At 47.5% G+C, this 19568-nt stretch carries 18 protein-coding genes; 15 read left to right on the plus strand and 3 right to left on the minus strand.

Going from position 1 to position 19568, the window contains the following annotated elements; all coding sequences use genetic code 11:
* Positions 1-123: 123 nt before the first annotated feature.
* The 7 genes from ACN0TT_RS14065 (at position 124) to ACN0TT_RS14095 (ending at position 5097) form a co-directional block, all read left to right on the plus strand.
* Entirely contained in the window at positions 124-579 is a 456-nt protein-coding gene (locus ACN0TT_RS14065; RefSeq protein ID WP_417762781.1) for an HIT family protein, read from the plus strand.
* Positions 580-844: 265 nt separating this feature from the next.
* On the plus strand, positions 845-1255 hold the full coding sequence (locus tag ACN0TT_RS14070; RefSeq protein ID WP_417762782.1) for a type IV pilin protein: 411 nt from the start codon (positions 845-847) through the stop codon (positions 1253-1255).
* Entirely contained in the window at positions 1234-1710 is a 477-nt protein-coding gene (locus tag ACN0TT_RS14075) for a pilus assembly FimT family protein (protein ID WP_417762783.1), read from the plus strand. Before ACN0TT_RS14070 ends, ACN0TT_RS14075 begins: the two co-directional genes overlap by 22 nt.
* Positions 1688-2101, plus strand: coding sequence for a PulJ/GspJ family protein (locus ACN0TT_RS14080; RefSeq protein WP_417762784.1), 414 nt, complete (start codon positions 1688-1690; stop codon positions 2099-2101). Before ACN0TT_RS14075 ends, ACN0TT_RS14080 begins: the two co-directional genes overlap by 23 nt.
* The gene (locus tag ACN0TT_RS14085; protein WP_417762785.1) at positions 2079-2873 is read left to right on the plus strand and encodes a type IV pilus modification PilV family protein; all 795 of its coding nucleotides are present in this window, start codon (positions 2079-2081) and stop codon (positions 2871-2873) included. The genes ACN0TT_RS14080 and ACN0TT_RS14085 overlap by 23 nt, the downstream gene beginning before the upstream one ends.
* A gap of 14 nt (positions 2874-2887) precedes the next feature.
* Positions 2888-4741 carry a hypothetical protein gene (locus ACN0TT_RS14090; protein WP_417762786.1) on the plus strand — a complete coding sequence of 618 codons (1854 nt, stop codon included), beginning with the start codon at positions 2888-2890 and terminating at the stop codon, positions 4739-4741.
* A gap of 107 nt (positions 4742-4848) precedes the next feature.
* Positions 4849-5097, plus strand: a complete 249-nt coding sequence (locus ACN0TT_RS14095; protein ID WP_417762787.1) for a hypothetical protein — start codon at positions 4849-4851, stop codon at positions 5095-5097.
* 162 nt (positions 5098-5259) lie between these two features.
* Here the strand turns inward: ACN0TT_RS14095 and ACN0TT_RS14100 are convergent, their stop codons facing one another.
* Positions 5260-5814 carry a flavodoxin family protein gene (locus ACN0TT_RS14100; protein ID WP_417762788.1) on the minus strand — a complete coding sequence of 185 codons (555 nt, stop codon included), beginning with the start codon at positions 5812-5814 and terminating at the stop codon, positions 5260-5262.
* Positions 5815-5965: 151 nt separating this feature from the next.
* Here ACN0TT_RS14100 and ACN0TT_RS14105 point away from each other — a divergent pair, with 151 nt between their 5' ends.
* Complete coding sequence (locus ACN0TT_RS14105; RefSeq protein WP_417762789.1) at positions 5966-6397, plus strand: winged helix-turn-helix transcriptional regulator; 432 nt, start codon at positions 5966-5968, stop codon at positions 6395-6397.
* Positions 6398-6446: 49 nt separating this feature from the next.
* Here the strand turns inward: ACN0TT_RS14105 and ACN0TT_RS14110 are convergent, their stop codons facing one another.
* Positions 6447-8489, minus strand: coding sequence for a bifunctional 2',3'-cyclic-nucleotide 2'-phosphodiesterase/3'-nucleotidase (locus ACN0TT_RS14110; RefSeq protein WP_417762790.1), 2043 nt, complete (start codon positions 8487-8489; stop codon positions 6447-6449).
* 331 nt (positions 8490-8820) lie between these two features.
* Between ACN0TT_RS14110 and ACN0TT_RS14115 the strand changes: the two genes are divergently transcribed.
* From ACN0TT_RS14115 to ACN0TT_RS14140, 6 genes are all read left to right on the plus strand, one after another.
* The gene (locus ACN0TT_RS14115; RefSeq protein ID WP_417762791.1) at positions 8821-10968 is read left to right on the plus strand and encodes a M3 family metallopeptidase; all 2148 of its coding nucleotides are present in this window, start codon (positions 8821-8823) and stop codon (positions 10966-10968) included.
* 651 nt (positions 10969-11619) lie between these two features.
* On the plus strand, positions 11620-12219 hold the full coding sequence (locus ACN0TT_RS14120; RefSeq protein WP_417762792.1) for a hypothetical protein: 600 nt from the start codon (positions 11620-11622) through the stop codon (positions 12217-12219).
* 114 nt (positions 12220-12333) lie between these two features.
* Positions 12334-12837 carry a restriction endonuclease gene (locus tag ACN0TT_RS14125; RefSeq protein WP_417762793.1) on the plus strand — a complete coding sequence of 168 codons (504 nt, stop codon included), beginning with the start codon at positions 12334-12336 and terminating at the stop codon, positions 12835-12837.
* Positions 12838-13314: 477 nt separating this feature from the next.
* Entirely contained in the window at positions 13315-14238 is a 924-nt protein-coding gene (locus ACN0TT_RS14130; protein ID WP_417762794.1) for a DnaJ C-terminal domain-containing protein, read from the plus strand.
* Between the two features lie 35 nt (positions 14239-14273).
* Complete coding sequence (locus tag ACN0TT_RS14135) at positions 14274-15176, plus strand: zinc metalloprotease HtpX (RefSeq protein ID WP_417762795.1); 903 nt, start codon at positions 14274-14276, stop codon at positions 15174-15176.
* A gap of 186 nt (positions 15177-15362) precedes the next feature.
* On the plus strand, positions 15363-16364 hold the full coding sequence (locus tag ACN0TT_RS14140; protein WP_417762796.1) for a family 43 glycosylhydrolase: 1002 nt from the start codon (positions 15363-15365) through the stop codon (positions 16362-16364).
* A 77-nt stretch (positions 16365-16441) separates the two neighbouring features.
* On the opposite strand, the gene ACN0TT_RS14145 is transcribed toward ACN0TT_RS14140, so the two are convergent.
* Complete coding sequence (locus tag ACN0TT_RS14145) at positions 16442-16612, minus strand: hypothetical protein (RefSeq protein ID WP_417762797.1); 171 nt, start codon at positions 16610-16612, stop codon at positions 16442-16444.
* Between the two features lie 136 nt (positions 16613-16748).
* Between ACN0TT_RS14145 and ACN0TT_RS14150 the strand changes: the two genes are divergently transcribed.
* Positions 16749-19556 carry a hypothetical protein gene (locus ACN0TT_RS14150; RefSeq protein ID WP_417762798.1) on the plus strand — a complete coding sequence of 936 codons (2808 nt, stop codon included), beginning with the start codon at positions 16749-16751 and terminating at the stop codon, positions 19554-19556.
* Positions 19557-19568: the final 12 nt, after the last annotated feature.

A 19568-nucleotide genomic window follows, 5' to 3' on the forward strand; every position in this document is an offset into this window, starting at 1 on the left:
CAAATGATAATGGCGCATAGCTTAACCGCTTTTACGCGCTGATTTAAGTTGTTATCAGCAATGCTGTTCAATTCTGTTGAGTTCTGCAACACTGTGGCAACTCAAAAAATAGAGAATTGCATCATGGATTTAAATTACGACACTAACAATATTTTCGCCCGCATTATTCGCGGCGAGCTACCTGCTATCAAAGTATATGAAGATGAACATACCTTGGCGTTTATGGATATCATGCCGCAAATGCCGGGGCACCTGTTGGTGTTACCCAAAGTAGAGGTGGTGACCCTGTACCAGCTGCCGGACGAAGCCGCTACCGCGGTATTAGCTACCATTAAAAAAGTGGGTAAAGCACTTGAGCAGGCTATGGGTGTTGATGGCAGCAGCGTGTTCCAACATAACGGCAGTTATGCTGGACAAACCGTACCGCATCTGCATTTTCATCTGCTGCCAGGGCCGCTCAAAATGGCGGGCGCGCACGCTACTGTACCCGTGGAAACGCCGCAATTAGAGAAGATTGCTGCGCAGATTCGTGATGCAATCGCGTATCCAAATAGTCCCCATTCCGATACATTAGCTTAGTTTGCTTAAATCTAGATAGGCTTCAGACCGATTGGGGATATGTCGAGATGAAACACGCAGGATAAATCGGCTTCTCATTAACTAAATATGTTTTGCTGTTGCCGCGCGCACCGCATATTAGAGGTAATGGCATGCTGCTTGCCGCTCTATTTATTCAACTAAATTAGCTTCTTATTTGCATTTTTGTTGGAGAATTCACTCGCTTTTAAAATCTATTCTTAGTATTTTAACAAAAATCCCTATTGTCTCTTGAAGGTTTTAACAAATGGAAGTGAAACGTTTTTGCAGAGGTTTCACATTAGTAGAACTAATGATTGTGGTGGCCATTGTGGCAATTTTAGCCGCGATCGCAATGCCATCATATCGATATTTTATTATCACCAGCCGTGCACGAGCGGCGAGCACTGATTTGGTGGGGTTGGCCATGGAGATGGAATCTATCTACAAAAATCAGTTGCAATATCCAACAAATGCAGCGGGAACAGTCGCCAGCGCTAGCAGTTTTACTGGATGGTCGCCATCTGAGTCTCAATATTTTCAATATAGTTTGAAGAGCGATAGTACGAGTTACCTGCTGAAAGCCACAGGAGAGCAAAATTTGGCTGGCTGTGTGTTGACGTTGGATAACAAGAACAATCGTACTGCAACAGAAGCGTGCGGATTTTCATCATGGTAAAGCGGATAGGTGGGCTGTCACTTATTGAGTTGATGGTCACTTTAGTTGTGGCGACAATTATAGCGCTTTATGGCGGTTCTCTCACGGCTCGCTGGCTTGGAAAGCAAAAACTTCATGCTGCGGTGGAAATGATGCAGCAAGGTTACGCTAGAGCGCGTGCTGAGGCGTTGTCCAATGGCGCGTCATCGAACGGTGTCGCCAGTATATTGGTTCTTGCCAATAAGCAACTATGCGTTCAGCCGAGCGATTATACGGCCTTAGATTGTCAAGAGCCAAACTGGTTGGCCGATTTGGCCGTGGATAGCGCAACAATAGCGCAAGCAAACACTCAGTGTATCGTATTTAATTCGTCTGGATTACCCACAGCAGGGATTGTTGCTGGGGCTAACTGTGTGACATCAACACAGTATTCACTTAGCAAAGGAAGCGATAATGTCGATGGATATTTGGAGTAAGCAACAAGGTTTTTCTTTATTAGAGGGGATGATTAGCATCTTGTTAGTTGCCATTTCGGGGCTTGGGGTCGCTTATACGTTATCGGCATCAATGAAGGCACAAGTTGGCGATCATGTACAAAATATCGTTTTAGCTGAATTGCGAGGGCAACTGGCGTCTATCGGCATTCAAAGTGATTGCTCTTCTGCTGGTCAGGATAGTCAAGGCGATATCATGATTATGAATCATGATTTACAGTCAACTAGCAATGTCAGTTTTTCTAAGCACTGTTACTACCAGCAGATAGCGGTAACTGTTGGCGATATTAGTCAAACGGTTTCGTTTCCTAAATTGAACATTACAGTGTCGGATAACAGGCTTGGCCATTATGATATGGTTATCAACAATTGAGCGTATGGACATGCCTCCTTTCACAGCTAAACAACGTGGGTTTTCCTTAATCAGTCTGATGATTGGGGTGTTGGTGACATCATTTGCGCTATTAGCCATGATGGCACTTTATAAATCTGCTGTGTTTCATATCTACAATCCTAATTCGGGAAGTGAAACATTTTCTATTCGAAATCAGCAAAATATGTCTGGCTTGCTAACCATGCAATCGGTATTGCAAAACGCTGGCTTTGGTATCAGTGATGCAACAACCAGTAGCCAGTTTTTATTGGTAGCTGGCGTGGCATTGGTCTCGGAGGTTGGAAGTAGCGCTTTGTTGCCCGCTGGAACGCCACTGACCATCAATCACTCTGTTCAAGAGGGAAATGCGGTATTTTGGGAAGAAAATAGTGGGTTAAGTGATGCGCCCGCTGATTATATTTGTCGCGGATTGCTATCTGATTCAACAAGTTTTGCGGTTTACCAACTGGTTACTTCTGGCAATTGTCATCCAATTGCTAACCAATGGGCCAACAAAACGTGGACAGTTACGCGAATCATTAAACCCAACGTGCTCACTGGCGCTGTTCGTTTTGAAGTATCAATAAATCCAAGCAAGTGTTCGCCTTTTGATAGTGAGCTGCCAAGTAGCATGCTGCCTTCATTAGTGAGTAGTCTTGCGGGACTGAAAAGTGATGCAGCCACCAAAGCGGGGTTGCAAGTTGATCTCAATTGGAGCCAGTCAGTGAGTTATACACCTTGGCGTTCGTGTTTAATCAATTTTAGTCATTAGGTGAGGGACCACTGATGCAGATACGTGTTCAGCGAGGTTTTGCTGGCATTCTTATGTTGACCATTTTTGGCATTGTTATGGTGATGATGGTCAGCGGCGCCATGCGTTACATTCAATCTTCACAACAAGCTGGTACCACCGCGCATGCAGTCACGCAAGCGCAGATTCGGGCTTGGGAAGGTGTCGAAGCGATGCGTCAGTTTTTCTATCAAACCGATCCCAACGAATTGACCTTGTTATCGGTAGGGCAAACCATCACTTTTCCATCTGAATCCGGTTTAAGTGGTCGTATAGTTGCTATTTCCACGCTAGCGACTACTTGCGTTGATGGCACACAAGTAACCTTGGATATTTTTGGTACTGCTGCCAAGACATCCTCAGGTGTGCAAAGTATATTTTGTGTTAAATCCGGTAAGTCATTAGTGACTTATGAACTCACTAACGCGGTTATCATTAAAGGCGGGCTTGATCTCGGGGGCGATCTCAATATCGTGAATGGCGATAATAGCAATACGTCATTTTATGTAGAAGGTGATGTTGATGGCGGTGGTAGTCTTTCCGGTTTTAGTTTGTTGTATTCAACGGGTAATGTCAGTTTAAGTGGCGCACAAAATGATATTGGCACGGTGGCCGCTGAGGGGGATGTAACGCTCACTGGCAGTGGTGCCTATGGTACTGTGAATGCAATGGGTTCAATCAGTATGTCTGGCGGCATCAATACGCTATCAGCCAAAGCCAATGGTGATGTTGTTCTTCACAGCAGTGCAGCGGTGTCTGGCAGGTTAACTGCCATAGGTAATGTGACGATGGAAGCGGGAACTAATGCTGGTGAAGTGTATACCCAAGGGAACATAGATGCTATCAATGCCCATATTGGCAATGTGCTGGCTGAGGGCAATTTCACCGAATCCAGTAATGGAAGTGCTGACAGTGGACAAGTTGGTGGAGACATCAATTACCCTGAATGGAATAACCAAGTTAAGGTGAGTCGCCTATCTGGGCTTAAGGTTCCGATTACACTTCTCAAGCCAGCTGAACAACAGGCTTTACGAGTCGATGCTTGGCCACTCAGATCAGCCTCAAACTTAGCATTTGACGTGGATGCGGCGGGGAACATTTTGGTGCAAGTACGCAACATGAGTGGCATCAATAATGGTAACTATTACCTTACAGGTAACGGAAATAAACAAGATTATCTTTGTGACGGCCCAATTTACTCAGAGTCAACCTGCCACAAGAAGGTCTGCGTTGGCTATTCAGACAGTAACAGCTGTTTTAAATACGTAAGCAAAGACAAAGAATGGCAACTTAATGGCAAACAGTTTGTGCCTGCGGTTTTATGGTTTAATGGTTCGGTTGATATTGGCGTGGGGTCTTACATTGATACCATAATTGCTACTCAGAATATCATGACTAGCGGTAGCCATACGATTAAATCGATTAATTTCGCTGGTTATGAGGCAAGTTGTAAAACCACCAACTTCTTGACCTTCTATGCCACAAATCTGTGCTCAGTTAACGAACTCGAATATAATGCTCTGGCGAACGTGGCCCTCATCGCAGGAGGCTATGTTAACGATGAATTTGAAGGCGGTGATATCTCACTGGGGGCGTCTACCGAAGTTTATGGTAGCGTGATTGCTGGTAATCTGCTCTTTAGCGGCGGTAGCAGCAAGATCTATGGCTACGTGACGGTCGCCAATCAGGGAGACAATACAGAAGGTTCGGACTTTCACGGTTCAACCACCATAGATTTGTCTAACCTACCGGACATTTATAACCCGGCGGAGGTTATCACCGGTAGTACAGAGGAGAATAATGGCAGCGTGAACCCACAAGTGACTCAACTCTGGTCTCGCTATTTGTAGCCATAAAAAAGCGATCTCGCACCTTTTGTAACTAAGCGTAGCTTACCTGCTAACCCTCGGGGTTTATACAATAGCCCTCAAGCTGTAATGACAGAATGAGGGTTAGCATGAGCAGCAAATTTACTGTTGAACAATCAATGCGAGAACATACCACCGCGGAGCGCGTTATCTGGTGTGCCGCCAATGATCAGTGCGATTATGTGGTGATGAAAGATGACGAAGAGGTGCACTTTACCCATTTCTCCGAACCTGGTCGTTTAAAGTTGTTACAGGCCAGTGCGCCGATCAGCACGGCAGATGAATTGCTCGCCTTTGCTGAGCAGGATTTTGCCCATCGCGTGCAACAAAGCCACTAATCAGGCAGTTGTAGCAAGATAAAAAATCCTAGTGCTTAATAACACTCGGATTTTTATTTGGCGGTAGACTTTGGTTGACTAAGCGTCACTGGCTGCGCCTTGTTCATAATGCGTTTAACTTGAACAACAACTAAACACTAAAGATCAACAGCTCCTAGCGAACTAACCAACAAATTTTGCAGCAATGGCCGCTACACGGGCACCGTAGTTACGGGCGGTGATCAAATCACCTTCTGGGATCACTTCGGCGCCAGCGTCAGAGGGCGATTGCACCAGTACGCCAACAGAGGCGCCTAGGTTGTTTTCGTCATTGCGAGTTGCGGCTTGAGTGTTAGCCGGTAGTACGCCTAAGCTTACCCAAATACCACCATGTTGTGATGCTAAGGTTTGCATATATTGCAGTGTAACTTGTTTATCACCGTTAAGGCTGGCGCTGTTAGTAAAACCACCAAAGATTTTGTCTTTCCACGCTTGGGTAAACCAAGGTTTTGAAGTGGCATCAGCAAATTTTTTGAATTGCCAAGGTGCGCCCCCCATGTAAGTCGGGGCACCGAAGATAATAGCGTCGGCTTTGCCCAGCGTTTCAAAATCCTCTGCGGTAATATCACCTTCAGGGCTGATAGCAATCAGCGGTGCTTTAGCGCCTTCAGCAACATATTCAGCAACGCGTTTGGTGTGACCATATCCAGAAAAATAAACCACTACAGTATTTGCCATATATTCCTCTCTTAGTTACGAACCATATTGAGGCCGTCCAATGGTGGGCAGCTACCTAATGAGTTGGTGTCATAGTATATTTTAGAAACCAGGTTTACAATCAGTGGCCAAAAGGTGCGTTAGTTACTTGGAGGAAACCATGGAGTCATCAATGACTTACAATGTTTACTCACGCAATTGTCCTACTCGCGTGTTCTTCGACCGTGTCGCAGAGCGTTGGATTCTGCTCATTATAGGTCTATTACGGGATGGACGCCCACGCCGTTTTAGCGAGTTGAAGCGACAAGTGGAGGGAATTTCACAAAAAGTATTGTCGCAAAAGCTAAAGTGGCTGGAGCGCGATGGTTTAGTGACGCGACAAGTGTTTGCCACTATGCCGTTAACAGTGGAATACCAATTAACCCCACTGGGATTGTCCTTTGCCGAAACCATAGAGCGGGTTAGCCATTGGGCCGAAAACAACTTTGAGCAAGTGTGCCAATCGCAGCAGCAGTATGATGCATTGCATGTAAACACCAAGACGGATGCCCCGTATAAGGTGGGGATGAGTGGCATCTCGCCTCAAGTCTATCTGCCTAAATAAAAACGCCCCAATCGATAACTAGGGCGTTTTTTACGGTTTAGCTAAGCGTTTACTTACCGCTGAGGTCGATGCGATATTCCGCAAAACCGTTCTCTTTAACGCCGATTTTAGTCATCGGGCGGCGGTGGTTAGCTTTAATAAAGCTCTCGGCCTTGGCGCTGTCTTGGGTTGAGAAGCGAATATCCAGCGGTGTTGCACTGTGAATATCGACAAAGTCCCAGTTGTAATCAGCTTCAGGTTTTACGGTCGCTTTAAAACCGCCGTGCCCGTCAGCCTGTGACATCATGCTGATGTAATCCACTAACGCTTTACGGTTGGTGTCTGGCAGCTCCATGACTACGTGGTCAGCACCTGTGCCAGCAAACTTAGCACCAAAGGCACGGTAGTTGTTGGTCGCGACGATAAACTCCATCTTATCCAGTGCCTTGCCAGTGAACATATGGCCGTCACCAGATTGATACGCCAATTTAGTAATACGTGACGCGTTCGGGTTAACCACTTGGCAGTTATCGTCAAACTTGCTTGGTTGGGTAATATCGATGCGGTAACTCACGCCATCAATCACGTCAAAGTTATAGGTTGGGTGATTGAAGTTGATCAGCGGCTGTGGTGCGCTGCTGTTCGGGTCGATCTGGTTGAACTGGTTAGCAGAACACTCCAGCCAATCTTTCAGCTCAGCACCTGTCACTTTTACCGCCACCAAGGTGTTGGGGAACAGATACAGATCTGCTGCGTTTTTAAACGTCAGCGTGCCTTTGCTGACTTCAATATATTGGTTGGCATCGCTAGCCGAGGTTTGACGGGCACCGGCTTTAAATGGTGCAGCAGCAGACAACACCGGCATGTTGCTCAACTCGGCGGGCAGCATTTGTGCAACTTTCATATGTTGCGCGTCAGCCACAATCTGCACCGTTGGGTCATCTTGCACTTGTGATAAAAAACTGTACATATTGCCAGATGCACGGCCGATAGGGCGTGACATAAAGTCGATAGTGCCTTGGTGTTCTTTTGCTACCGCTTGATGCACTTGCTCATCAGCCGCCACTAGCGACTTGTGCGCCGTGCTATCGTAAATCGGTACTGATTTAGCGGTAGCATCAACCACTCGCCATTTACCGTCTTCCAACGCTAAGGTGAAATCAACTTGCCCCATATTATCGCCCCAACGGCCTGGCATCACGGCAGGAATGCCGTTCATCAAACCTTTAGCAATATCGGTATTGGGCAGATCTTTGTAGCGTGGATCGGGGAAGATAGAGTGGCTGTGGCCAAACAAAATGGCGTTGATACCCGCTACGCGAGTGAGCGAATAGACCGCGTTCTCTGCGTTTGGATCGCCGGGGTTTTCACTTGAACCAATACCAGAGTGTGGCACCGCGATAATGATATCCGCGCCTTTGGCTTTCATCTCTGGCACTAACTTCTGTGCGGTGTTAAGAATGCTATCTGCCCGCACTTTATTGCGCAGGTTTTGCTTATCCCACAGCATGATTTGCGGCGGCACAAAACCGATATAACCGATGTTAAGCGTATGCTCTTGGCCCGTTTCATCCTTCACTTTAGTTGGTTTAATAATGTACGGAGTGAACAGGTGTTCGCCGCGCTTTTTACCATCCCAACACTCATCGGCATCGCAATACACGTTAGCGTTGATATAGGGAAACTTCGCGCCTGCCAGTGACTGATGCAGAAACTCTAAACCGTAGTTAAATTCGTGGTTACCAATGTTACCTACGGCGTAACCGAGCTGATTCATCGCCTTGTACACTGGATGAATCTCGCCCTTATCAATGCCGTGGTGCGCCATGTAGTCGCCCATTGGGCTGCCTTGCAACAAATCGCCGTTATCAACCAACACGCTGTTTGTGGCTTCGGCACGCGCGGCTTTGACTAAGCTGGCAGTACGAGCCAAGCCAATGGTGGGATCTACCGTATCAGCGTAATAGTTGTAATCCATGATATTGGTGTGCAGATCAGAGGTTTCCAACACACGTAATTTCACTTCAGTGGCTGCGGCCGCAGCATTAAATACCACACTGCTACCAACCAGTAGTGTCAGTGCAGCAAGCATTGAGGGTTTATTCAGGACCATTAAACAGTTTTTCTTGGTGGAATCTTGGGTGCGCATAGTTTGCCGTGTGTCATCGCAAGAGTGAATTAAAAAAGCCGCCGGAGTTGTAACAAAAGCCAGAATTGGCGGTAATTAAATCAGTTAGCATCATGGCTCGCGCTAGAAATGTCGGCAATTTGCTCGAAACGGCGATTTATTAGTGTAACGCAGAAATTCTTACAACTCTGAGTTGTTTCTTGGCGGCGAATATTGCTATGGTTTGCAGCGGTCTAACCTTGGATTACCGCCAACTGTAGTGACGGCACTGAAGCCTATAATGAAGCGGTAACCTGCCATAATAAACGGAGTCAAGATGCGTAAAACTATGATTGCGACAGCAATTGGTGCATCACTGGTGCTGAGCGCCTGTGGTGAGTCAAAAGCCCCAGTAGCAGAAACTAAAGCACCTGTTGCACAAACTAAAGCTGCTGCGCCTACTACTGCTGAAAACGTCCTGCTGAAAAAAAGCCCACTGGACTACGAAGCACCACAATACGACAAAATCAAAATCAGCGACTTTTTACCCGCGTTTGATGCAGGTTTAAAACAACACAACGAACAGATCCAAGCGATTATCAATAACAGCGAAGCTGCTAACTTTGATAACACCATCGTAGCGATGGAAAAAAGCGGTGAGATCTTAGATCGTACCGTACGCGCCTTCTTCCAATATTCTGGTTTGTTGTCAAACGACGAAGTACAGAAAATTGAAGGCGACATCATGCCACGTCTGACTGAACACTCAGACAACATCCACATGGATCCCAAACTGTTTGCCCGCGTAAAAGCCGTATACGACGCGAAAGAGAGCCTCGGTGACGTTGAGCAACGTCTGGTAACTAAGTACTACGACGATTTTGTACGTGCTGGTGCGCAACTGTCTGATGCAGATAAAGCCAAACTGCGTGAGCTCAATGGTGAACTGTCTAAACTGTCTACTGAATTTGGTCAGAACATTCTGAAGTCATTCAAAGACGACACCATCTTAGTCACTGACAAAGCGGAACTGGCAGGTTTGAGCGACGATGAAATAGCTTCACTGGCCGATGCAGCGAAAGCCGCAGGCAAAGAAGGTTACATGATCACTTTGGTGAACACGACGCGCCAACCTATCATGATGAGCCTAGAAAACCGCGAACTGCGTAAGAAAATCTGGGAAACCTCAGCTAACCGCGCCAAAGACACCAACGGTCCTATCGTTATCAAAGAAGCTGAGCTACGCGCTGATAAAGCAAAACTGCTCGGTTATGACACCTGGGCTGATTACAAACTGGCTGACCAAATGGCCGGTAACCCAGCAGCCGTATTTGGCATTCTGGATGACCTAGCACCCAAAGCTGTGGCAAAAGCTAAAGTAGAAGCGGCTGATATCCAAGCTGAAATCAAAGCCACAGGCGGTGATTTTGAACTGCAACCTTGGGATTGGAACTACTACGCTGAAAAAGTACGTAAAGCTAAGTACGACTTGGACGAAAGCCAAATCAAACCATACTTTGAGTTCAACACCGTACTAAACGACGGTCTGTTCTTTGCCATGAACAAACTGTACGGCATCAGCTTTACACCACGTCCAGACTTACCAGTATGGGAAGAAAACGTCAAAGCGTGGGAAGTACACGATAAAGACGGCAGCGTTATTGGCCTGTTCTACGTTGACCCATACGCACGTACCGGTAAAAACGGTGGCGCATGGATGGACGAAATTGTTACCCAAAACTTCCTTAACAACCAAAAACCAGTGGTTTACAACGCGCTGAACATTCCAAAACCAGCCGAAGGTCAACCAACACTGATGACCTTTGATGAAGTGATCACCATGTTCCACGAATTTGGTCACGGTATTCACGGTCTGTTCTCACAAGTGAAATACCCAAGCTTGGCCGGTACCTCTACTGCACGTGACTTCGTAGAGTTCCCATCACAAGCCAACGAAGATTGGGCATTGGACCCAGCAGTATTGGCTAACTACGCCAAACACTACAAAACTGGTGAGCAAATCCCAGCTGAACTGCTGAAGAAAATCCAAGCTGCAGCTAGCTTCAACCAAGGCTACAACACCGTTGAATACTTGGGCGCAGCACTGTTGGATATGGAATGGCACTCAATCAAACCAGGCACCGAAATCAAAGACGCACAAGCCTTTGAAGCCGAAGCACTGGCAAAACACGGTATGGACTACGCGCCAATCATGCCACGCTACCGTTCAACTTACTTCAGCCACGCCTTCTCAGGTGGTTACAACGCAGGTTACTACGCGTACCTGTGGACTGAAGTGTTTGCCGCAGACTCATTTGCACACATGATGGAAATGGGCGGCCTGAAAGCCGAAAACGGCGAAAAATACCGTAAAGCAGTATTGTCACAAGGTAACAGCCACGACTTGATGCAAGATTACATCAACTTCCGTGGTCATAAGCCAACTGTTGATGCACTGTTGAAACGCCGTGGTTTAGTTAACTAAGCAATTGCGATAGTTGACGCTTTTTCTGAAAAACACTCGCTTCGGCGAGTGTTTTTTTATGTCTGAAATTTGGCAATTTCAGACTAGTTAGGGGAGGTTGCTTGCCATTTTTGTGGCTCAGGCGACTGCGAATTCGCTCGATGGTTTAATTGTGGTTAATCGCCTGCGGCGGGGACGTGCATGGATGCACTAATGGCGCGAAGGACAGGACGTCCTAGAGCGCCCTCATGCACAGGCATGCTTGTGGCACGCTGCAAGCTCATCCCTGAGCGCTCGGCCTCGGCATCGACGTACAGGATGTACTAATGCCGTGGAGCACATGGATGTGCGTGAACGGCCATGCCTCGGACGGCCACAAGCCTGTCTGTGCTGGGTAATCTCGGCGTTATCCTGTGAATTGCTGGGTGTTTGTGACTAAATGAAATGAACAATGCTACCCATGTTTCCCCATGTCATTTTTTCTGCAACTGCATCGAAAATGTCGTTATTCATTCGGAAAGCTTTAATGCTGGTTGATGATTTTTCTATTGTGTTCAGTGAGGTATGCGCTTAAATTGAGAATTTACTTTTTACGAAAAACGACATGGTTCCGTGTGAAATTACGACATCATGTCGTCTAATATACTGTTATATTTCACAAGGAAACTCATCATGGGATTTAAGATCGGATGGATTGCTGTAAAAGATTCTGAACCTGCGGCAATCCACAAAATGCTATCCCTCTCACCCAGTGGAGAGCGCGAGGAATTTCCTGACTCTCCGATAGCTGGCGTGGAGCTGCCTAATGGCTGGTACCTGGTTCACTTCAACGATTTTCTGGCTCCAGCACTAGAAGAAGAATCCGTATCAAGAGTTTCATCTCTTGGTGATGTGGTTGCTTGCCAAGTTCACGAAGGCATCATGGTCAGCATGGCATCTGGCTATAAATCGGGTCAGCTTGTCTGGAGCGTAGTTCACAATGCGCAAGAGGCACTAGAGCACTTAGAAACAAGGGGCAGTTTGCCTGGTGAGTTCGAGGGAATCAAATCAAAAAAAATCCAAGAGCAAGCTCAAGATGACGAGGGAATGGTTGATTATATATTTGATATTCCCGTAGATATGGCAAGGGCCTATGTAGGCTATCGCTATGATCAAGCGCTTCCCAATGAAAGCGAACTACCCTTCCAAGTGTTAGAGCAAAAGCAATCAATCCCCGGCCCAGAACTCAAAGAAACGTCAAAAACCCCTGCTTGGATGTTCTGGAAAAAGTGAAATATAACAATGCCTTGCAGTCGACCCGATTTCCGCTACTTCCCTCCGGTCATTCGCTACAAGCGGGCGGCTGAAGGCAGGCGTTATGTTTCTAAATCAAACAATGGAGTATGTATGTCTCAAGCTCAATGGGAAACGTATGAAGAAGTAGCTGTTTACCTACTAAATCAATTTTCAGAAAATTTCGAGCTAGAAGGTTTTAGCGGAAAGGAAACTATCTCAGGAAATAGAAGTGGAACGAGCTGGGAGATTGATGGAAAAGGTTTTTCTGAAGGTAATGATCGATTTGTAATCGTCGAATGCCGTAGATATACAACAAGCAGGCAATCTCAAGAAAAAATAGGAGCTTTAGCATATCGAATTATTGATGCAGGGGCTTCTGGTGGAATTATAGTGAGCCCTCTTGGGCTTCAGTCTGGTGCAGAGAAAGTAGCGCAAGCTGAAAATATAACATCAGTTAAATTAACTCCAGAAAGTACCACGCAAGAGTACATGTTAGAGTTTCTTAATAATATTTGTATTGGAATCGTTGATAATATTAACGTGAGTATGTCCGACTCTCTAAGTATTACAATCATGGATGCTGATGGAAATATTATTGAGCAACGTAACGAGTAAGCAAAACATAACAAGGGTTTTCAAGTCGGACTCATAACAGCTTGCTCGGTTCCACTTCGTTACACATATTAGCAAGCTATTACTCGCCACTTAAAACGGCGTTAGTAAGGTCGCAATATGGAATGACCAAAAAATCCGGCATCACCGCAATCGATGCGCGATTGCGAAAAAAGCCTTCTACCAAAGGTAAGAGGGCTTTTTGTTAAAGGCTGAATGACATTCAGCAGTAATGTCGCTTAGTAGTGGAACATCACTGATTTTAGTTCGGCGTAATCTTCGATAACTACTGCGACAGATGCACTGCCGATGCCTGCACCTTTGGCGCTAAATTGCGCGCCAGAAAGTGGCTAATATTTGGTGTCTCAGCCTCTTGAAATCTCTTTGCTAACACCCATATAAATAGTGCAACAGCCGTTCTGTTAAGACGACTGAAGTTGAGCAACTTTTAACTTCAACAGGGCAAAGGCAGAGAGCATTATGGCGTTCAAAGATTATTATCAAATCATGGGCGTTGCTCGTGACGCAACCGAGCAAGAGATCAAAAAAGCCTACAAACGTTTGGCACGTAAATACCATCCTGATGTTAACAAAGCCGCTGATGCTGAAGCCCGCTTTAAAGAGCTGGGCGAGGCATACGACGTGCTGCGCGATCCTAAAAAACGTGCAGCTTATGACCAGTTTGGTGCGGATTGGCAAACGGCACGGCACGCGCAAGCGGATGGCTTTGCCGGACAGCAATATGAGCAAGCCGGGCCAGACATGCACCATTTTGAAGATATCTTCAGCTCCTTTTTCGGGGGGCAAGGTTTTGGTGCTGGCCGTAGCAGTCGCCGCGGGTTCGAGTCGTTCGATCTGCACGGCGATAATGTGCGAGCCAAAATTCAAATTGACCTTGCCGACAGTTATCACGGCGCCACTCGCACGCTGACCATAACCGATGCACAAGGCCAACCTAAAACCTTGAATGTGCGCATTCCTAAAGGTGTGGTGGCGGGGCAATACATCCGCTTGGCGGGACAGGGCGCTGCGGGCTTAGGTAACGGCAAGGCGGGCGATCTATTGCTGGAAGTCGCTTTCAAGCCGCATTCACTGTACCGAGTAGAAGGTAAAGACGTCTATCTCAGTTTGCCCGTCGCGCCGTGGGAGGCTGCACTTGGCGCGCAGGTGAGTGTGCCGCTGCCGACTGGCAATATCGACCTGAAGATCCCGGCAAACTCCGCCAACGGCCGCCGTTTACGTTTGGCTGGCAAAGGGCTGCCAGCCAAACAGCCGGGCGACTTTTATGTTGAGCTAAATGTGGTATTGCCACCCGCCACATCAGCTAAGGCTAAACAGGCCTATGAAGCGTTCAAAGCGGCAACAGATTTTTTACCGCGAGCAGGTTGGGGGCAAAGCCGTTAACAGCGACGAGTGTCCTGAGCATTGGGGAGGAATACATGGTAGTTAGCCGAATTGATACCGACCGTTGGTATGAAAACGCCCAGCGCAATCGGTTACAGACTGTGAGTTTATTGTGCTTCATGGCCGGATTTTTAGCGCTGTTGGGCTGGTTGTTGGCGGGCACGTTTGGTTTAGTGGTGTTGTTGGTGGTCGGTTTACTGTTGTCGTTGTGGACCAACAACATCTCACCACAAACCATCATGCGCCGTTATGGCGCACGGCCGCTGTACCCACAGCAATCACCCGCGTTGTGGCAAAGCGTTTCTGAGCTGAGTGAACGCGCTGGCTTACCCGTAACGCCGCAGCTCTATCTGCTGGACAATGCATTAATTAATGCTTTTGCGGTGGGCCGCGCCGAGCAACCAGCGATTGCGGTTACTACGGGCGCACTTAATCAATTGGATTGGCGTGAGCTAACCGGCGTGTTAGCGCATGAAATTAGCCATATACGCAACAACGATCTGCAGGTCATGCAGTTGGCGCAGATGATGAGCCAAGGCACATCGCTGTTATCCACCCTGGGGCAACTGCTGCTATTGATCAATTTGCCGCTGATTTTATTGGGCATGACCACGCTGAGTTGGTGGGCGATTCTGCTATTACTGTTTGCACCAACCTTTAGCGCCTTGGCCCAGTTAGCCTTGTCACGCACGCGTGAATACGATGCTGACTTAAACGCCGTGGCATTAACTAGCGACCCCAGCGGCTTAGCCTCAGCGCTAAGTAAAATTGAATGGCAACAGCAGGGTTGGTTGCGGCGTATGGTGTTACCCGGTGTACGCAATGCGATACCTGAACTGTTAAAAACGCATCCTAATACCGATGCCCGTATTGCGCGTTTGCGGGCGTTGCAGCGGCGGCAACAGTGGCAGCCGTTTTTCGGTGGCCTGCTGCGCTAGGGCGGAGTGCGCTTTCGCATACACGGCGTGTTGGCAACGACCCTCGGGGAATAACCACCTGTGAGTTAGTTCGCACTGTGATTAAGTTTGCACCATCTCAAGCTATTGAAATGCATCTACTACTTTGAGTGTTGCATTAAAAGTAATACAATTGCGCAATTAACCCATCAGCAAACAGGTTGACCGATGACAGTAGCAACAAACAGCCCGTTAGTAGAACAACGCGCCGATCCTTTCGTGTATAAACATACCGATGGTTTTTATTATTTTACTGGCTCTGTGCCAACTTATGACCGTATCGAGCTGAGAAGATCTAAATCGCTCGAAGGTTTAAAAGATGCACAAACCTTTGATGTGTGGTTTAAGCACGATTCCGGCCCAATGAGCCGCCACGTATGGGCACCAGAAATTCATTACTTGGATGGCAAATGGTATGTCTACTTTGCCGCCAGTGAAGAAGATGATATTTGGGCGCTGCGTCCTTATGTGCTTGAGTGCCAAGGCCAAGATCCATTGAATGATGAATGGGTCGAGCTGGGCATGATGCAAGCGGCCGATGGCGATAACAAATCGTTTATCGACTTCTCATTGGATGCCACCATTTTTGAAAACCAAGGCAAACGTTATTTCTGCTGGGCAGAGAAAACGGGCGGCCAGTTTGCGGCATCTAACCTGTATTTGGCAGAAATGGAATCGCCGATCAAACTGAAAACCGTACAGTTTATGTTGACTACCCCAGATTACGATTGGGAACGTGTCGATTTTTGGGTGAACGAAGGCCCGGCTGTATTGAAACACGATGGCAAAATCTTTATCACCTTCTCTGCCAGTGCTACCGGTGCTTGTTACTGCATGGGCTACATGGAAGCGGACGAAAATGCTGATCTGCTTGACCGTAATTCTTGGAAGAAAACCCGCCAGCCAGTATTGGGTACCGATTACGACAAGAAGATTTATGGCCCTGGTCACAACAGCTTTACCATTGCCGAAGACGGCGTTACGCCAATGTGTATTTACCACGCCCGTGATTATGAAACGGCTGTGGGTGACCCAGCGGTAGTGCCTAAGTCAGACAAGCGTCCGCTGGAAGAGATCAAAGCTGACCCACTGTATGATCCAAACCGCCATGCGCGTATGTTGGAAGTGAAGTTTGATAGCAACGGCAAGCCGCTGTTTGAACTGTACTAAGCCAGCTGTTTAGCCAATGAAAGGCCAACCCAGTGAGGTTGGCTTTTTTGTGGCCGTAGTTGGTTGGATTTATCGAACTACCGAAACGCTTTTAGCGCTACTAAGCGCATGGTCTTATTGGTCGGAATGCTAAAATCTGCCCGCAGCTGGTTAGTGGTCACGGCAGCAAAATGGTCAGCGCTTACCCCATCGGCTAACGGCGCGACATTATTACGTTTAACTTCGTGCGCAGCAGATCTGGCTTTCATCTCTGGTTTATTTCAAATTTCTCACAATTTAACGCGGCTTGAATTCGACAGGCTTGTTTCGTATTTGTTATTATTCGCGCTCATTTGGCGTCTCTAGCGTCAAGCTGTTGATTATTGAAAGGAAGTCATTGTCACTATGTCTTATCGCTATCGCGAACTTGTCACCCTGTTACAACAAAGCCAGCCCGTTCAGCAAACCCTGCAAACATTGGATAGTTATGATGATCCCTGTTTTGTGGTGATGGATTGCGGCAAATTACCCCCTACCGATCTGCATGAGTTCCTTACAGAGCAACTATCTATCGAGTTGTACACTTCGGATTGGCAAATCATTAATGGGCGATTGTTGTTTGTTTATATCGACATGGATAAAGACGATGCACTGATCCTCGTCGATGAACTAACCGCCCATTTAGCCGAGCAGCAAGCGCTAGAGACTAAGGTGTCGGTGTTCCGTCACAATCCTATCGGCAATGCCGCAGACACGCTGATCATGACCATCATGCAGCTCGATGAACTGCTGCAGAATGCTGAGCAATCTGTGGCGCTCAATGACTATAAAGATCGCCGTAATTGGCCGGGTATTGATAACTACCGTGCGCGCATGAAAGCGGAGGCTGAAGCGGCATCGGGCGGTTTTATCAAACGTGGCTTAGGCAAACTGTTTGGCCGCAAAGCTGCTGCACCAGAGGCGGCTGATGATGTAGATGAATGTGACAGTGAGGAATCTAGCGCCACGCCTGCGCGCACCGGCAATGAAACGCCAGCCGAGGCGCTGGCGTGGGAATTACTGCCGTTTGCACCGCAGCAAGCGTTACTCGACTTGGCACCATTTATCTACTATCTGCCCAACGGCGAGGCGCTATGGCGCTATGTGCTAACGGGCGAGCGTCGTGCCGAGTTGCTGGCGGATAACAGCCTGCTTAATTTGGATCGCGTGCTGGTGGTGCTGCACGCTAAGCAATATGCCCCAGCGTTTTTGGCTCAGATTCAGGAGGAAGTATCCGCTAGTGATCTGTCAGAACAACAAGCAGTGGCTAAACAGCTGTATTTTATTCTTCAGCCGCTCGCTGAAGAACTGCTTGATAAGCGGGATCACACCAAAGCGCGCGAGCAGTGTTACCTCGGCGTGCTGGATATTTTTTTCCACCTGTTTGATGAGCAACTTGTCTCTAAGCTGATTTATCAACAGTTGGTATTAGAGGAGACCGCATTTTTACTGCAAAGTGAATATGACGCCTATTTCACCAGTTCTGCGGACAAAGCCCATCACAGTAGTAACAGCACTGAAGACATCGATACGCCATTGAACAGCAGCCAACAGCAACTCATCAATGAGTTGTTGGAAAGCCTCGAAGATAGTGCATTTGTCGATGCCGATAATTTGCGCGACATTCGCAATTTACATGATCAAGGGCGCCATGTATGTAACCCCGCCAAATGGCCGCTGACCGATGAATATCAAGATCAGCTGTTGGCCGCTATTCTGCTGGCGCTTGATAGCGAGCAGGGCATTGATGATGAGTACACCGCCAAACTGGCTGCCTTTGTCGATGATAAATTACCAGCACAGGTTGCTGCAGAGCTGAGTGACTATTATCACCTCGCCGATAAGAAAACCTTACCAGAATCGGTAATGACGTGGCTCAAGGGTGACGGGGATTTTGCGCAAGTGTCCAGTATGGCGTCAGTGCTCGATGAGTGTTTAGGGCGTTCCTATCACTCGAGCGCGGAGGCACAAACTGAATACCATATTTTTGGTTCAGTGAAAGATTTTCACATTGTGCTGCGTACCTGCTTTTGGCGCGAATTGGCTGGTGGTACGCCACTATCTGCACGGTTAATCGCCATCGCTCTGCAATTGGCACCAATAGCGAGTTTGGTGAGCTTTGCCAAATTATATGCTGGCTTCTTTGGCAAGTTTGCTGATGAACAAGCGGAAAAAGCCTTTTACGCCGCGTTGCAGACCATCAAGGTTGCGCCGGAATGGGTATTTGCCTTTAAAGTACGCACTTCACAGCAACATGATGCCGAGCAATATTCGGGCTTAATTGAACAATATTATCAAGCAGATGCGACCCAGCAAACGGCGTATAACCAAGCGCTTCGTCGCGTAAAACCTAAAGTGTATCAACGTTTTTATGCGGATGTGCACACGCTACATGAGGACTTTGTTTATCCGTTCGCCGATGAATGGCAACAGGTGTTAGCGTTGCTGAACATTCATGTATCGCATACCGATGAAAAAGCCTTTGCCGCACACTTCGCCAAAGATGAAGTGCTGTTTGCTGGCTATAGCGACTTTTGCCCTCAAAAATATCAGTTACCGATTATCGTCACCGAACATACCCAGCACGATCCTGAGGCTTGGCACTATGCGGTGTTGCGCTTAGAAGGGGAACAGTTGGTCGCGGTGCGTGCCTGTGTTGACGCTGAGCGAGAAGAGGGCATTCGCGCCCGCGACTTAGTGATTATGTGCGATAGCGTCAGCGACGAGCAGATTTTGGCGGTCGTCCCCAAAGTGTTAACGCGAGAAGCTCGGTTGGCGTTGCTCAATCGTGTCAGCCAACAATTTATCAACGGTGAAATCAGCTTTGCGGAGTATGCGCAGCAGATTGAATATCAAGTTGCTGTTAAAGACTATGCTATTGATTTTGAAAGCTACGACAGTTTTATCGGTACTTTGCTGCCGTTGATTGAAGTCGAGCGCGATCCGGCGCGCCAATTACGCTTTATCAAACTGCTCACCATCCACCCTAGCAAAGGCAAACGTATTCTCGAACAGATCTGCTTGCAGCTGTTTTTAGGGCAGGCTTGCCGTCGTGGCGAGCTGCCACTCGCCAAAAAATACGACGTTGAAGTCGCCGATTTATCGGCTGAGGCCAAACAAGCACTGCGCGCACTGCTAAAGGATTTTCAACAGCAACTGGCAGCCTTGGTATAGGCCACATTGATA

Source organism: Shewanella sp. (assembly GCF_048265805.1).
GTDB lineage: Bacteria > Pseudomonadota > Gammaproteobacteria > Enterobacterales > Shewanellaceae > Shewanella.

Excerpts from the sequence above, each read along its gene's own strand:
- ACN0TT_RS14085 (WP_417762785.1), top strand. The coding sequence starts at position 2,079 with ATGATATGGTTATCAACAATTGAGCGTATGGACATGCCTCCTTTCACA.
- ACN0TT_RS14120 (WP_417762792.1), top strand. The coding sequence starts at position 11,620 with ATGGGATTTAAGATCGGATGGATTGCTGTAAAAGATTCTGAACCTGCG.
- ACN0TT_RS14125 (WP_417762793.1), top strand. The coding sequence starts at position 12,334 with ATGTCTCAAGCTCAATGGGAAACGTATGAAGAAGTAGCTGTTTACCTA.
- ACN0TT_RS14105 (WP_417762789.1), top strand. The coding sequence starts at position 5,966 with ATGACTTACAATGTTTACTCACGCAATTGTCCTACTCGCGTGTTCTTC.
- ACN0TT_RS14065 (WP_417762781.1), top strand. The coding sequence starts at position 124 with ATGGATTTAAATTACGACACTAACAATATTTTCGCCCGCATTATTCGC.
- ACN0TT_RS14115 (WP_417762791.1), top strand. The coding sequence starts at position 8,821 with ATGCGTAAAACTATGATTGCGACAGCAATTGGTGCATCACTGGTGCTG.
- ACN0TT_RS14110 (WP_417762790.1), bottom strand. The coding sequence starts at position 8,489 with ATGGTCCTGAATAAACCCTCAATGCTTGCTGCACTGACACTACTGGTT.
- ACN0TT_RS14145 (WP_417762797.1), bottom strand. The coding sequence starts at position 16,612 with ATGAAAGCCAGATCTGCTGCGCACGAAGTTAAACGTAATAATGTCGCG.
- ACN0TT_RS14100 (WP_417762788.1), bottom strand. The coding sequence starts at position 5,814 with ATGGCAAATACTGTAGTGGTTTATTTTTCTGGATATGGTCACACCAAA.
- ACN0TT_RS14090 (WP_417762786.1), top strand. The coding sequence starts at position 2,888 with ATGCAGATACGTGTTCAGCGAGGTTTTGCTGGCATTCTTATGTTGACC.
- ACN0TT_RS14095 (WP_417762787.1), top strand. The coding sequence starts at position 4,849 with ATGAGCAGCAAATTTACTGTTGAACAATCAATGCGAGAACATACCACC.
- ACN0TT_RS14130 (WP_417762794.1), top strand. The coding sequence starts at position 13,315 with ATGGCGTTCAAAGATTATTATCAAATCATGGGCGTTGCTCGTGACGCA.
- ACN0TT_RS14140 (WP_417762796.1), top strand. The coding sequence starts at position 15,363 with ATGACAGTAGCAACAAACAGCCCGTTAGTAGAACAACGCGCCGATCCT.
- ACN0TT_RS14135 (WP_417762795.1), top strand. The coding sequence starts at position 14,274 with ATGGTAGTTAGCCGAATTGATACCGACCGTTGGTATGAAAACGCCCAG.
- ACN0TT_RS14150 (WP_417762798.1), top strand. The coding sequence starts at position 16,749 with ATGTCTTATCGCTATCGCGAACTTGTCACCCTGTTACAACAAAGCCAG.
- ACN0TT_RS14080 (WP_417762784.1), top strand. The coding sequence starts at position 1,688 with ATGTCGATGGATATTTGGAGTAAGCAACAAGGTTTTTCTTTATTAGAG.
- ACN0TT_RS14070 (WP_417762782.1), top strand. The coding sequence starts at position 845 with ATGGAAGTGAAACGTTTTTGCAGAGGTTTCACATTAGTAGAACTAATG.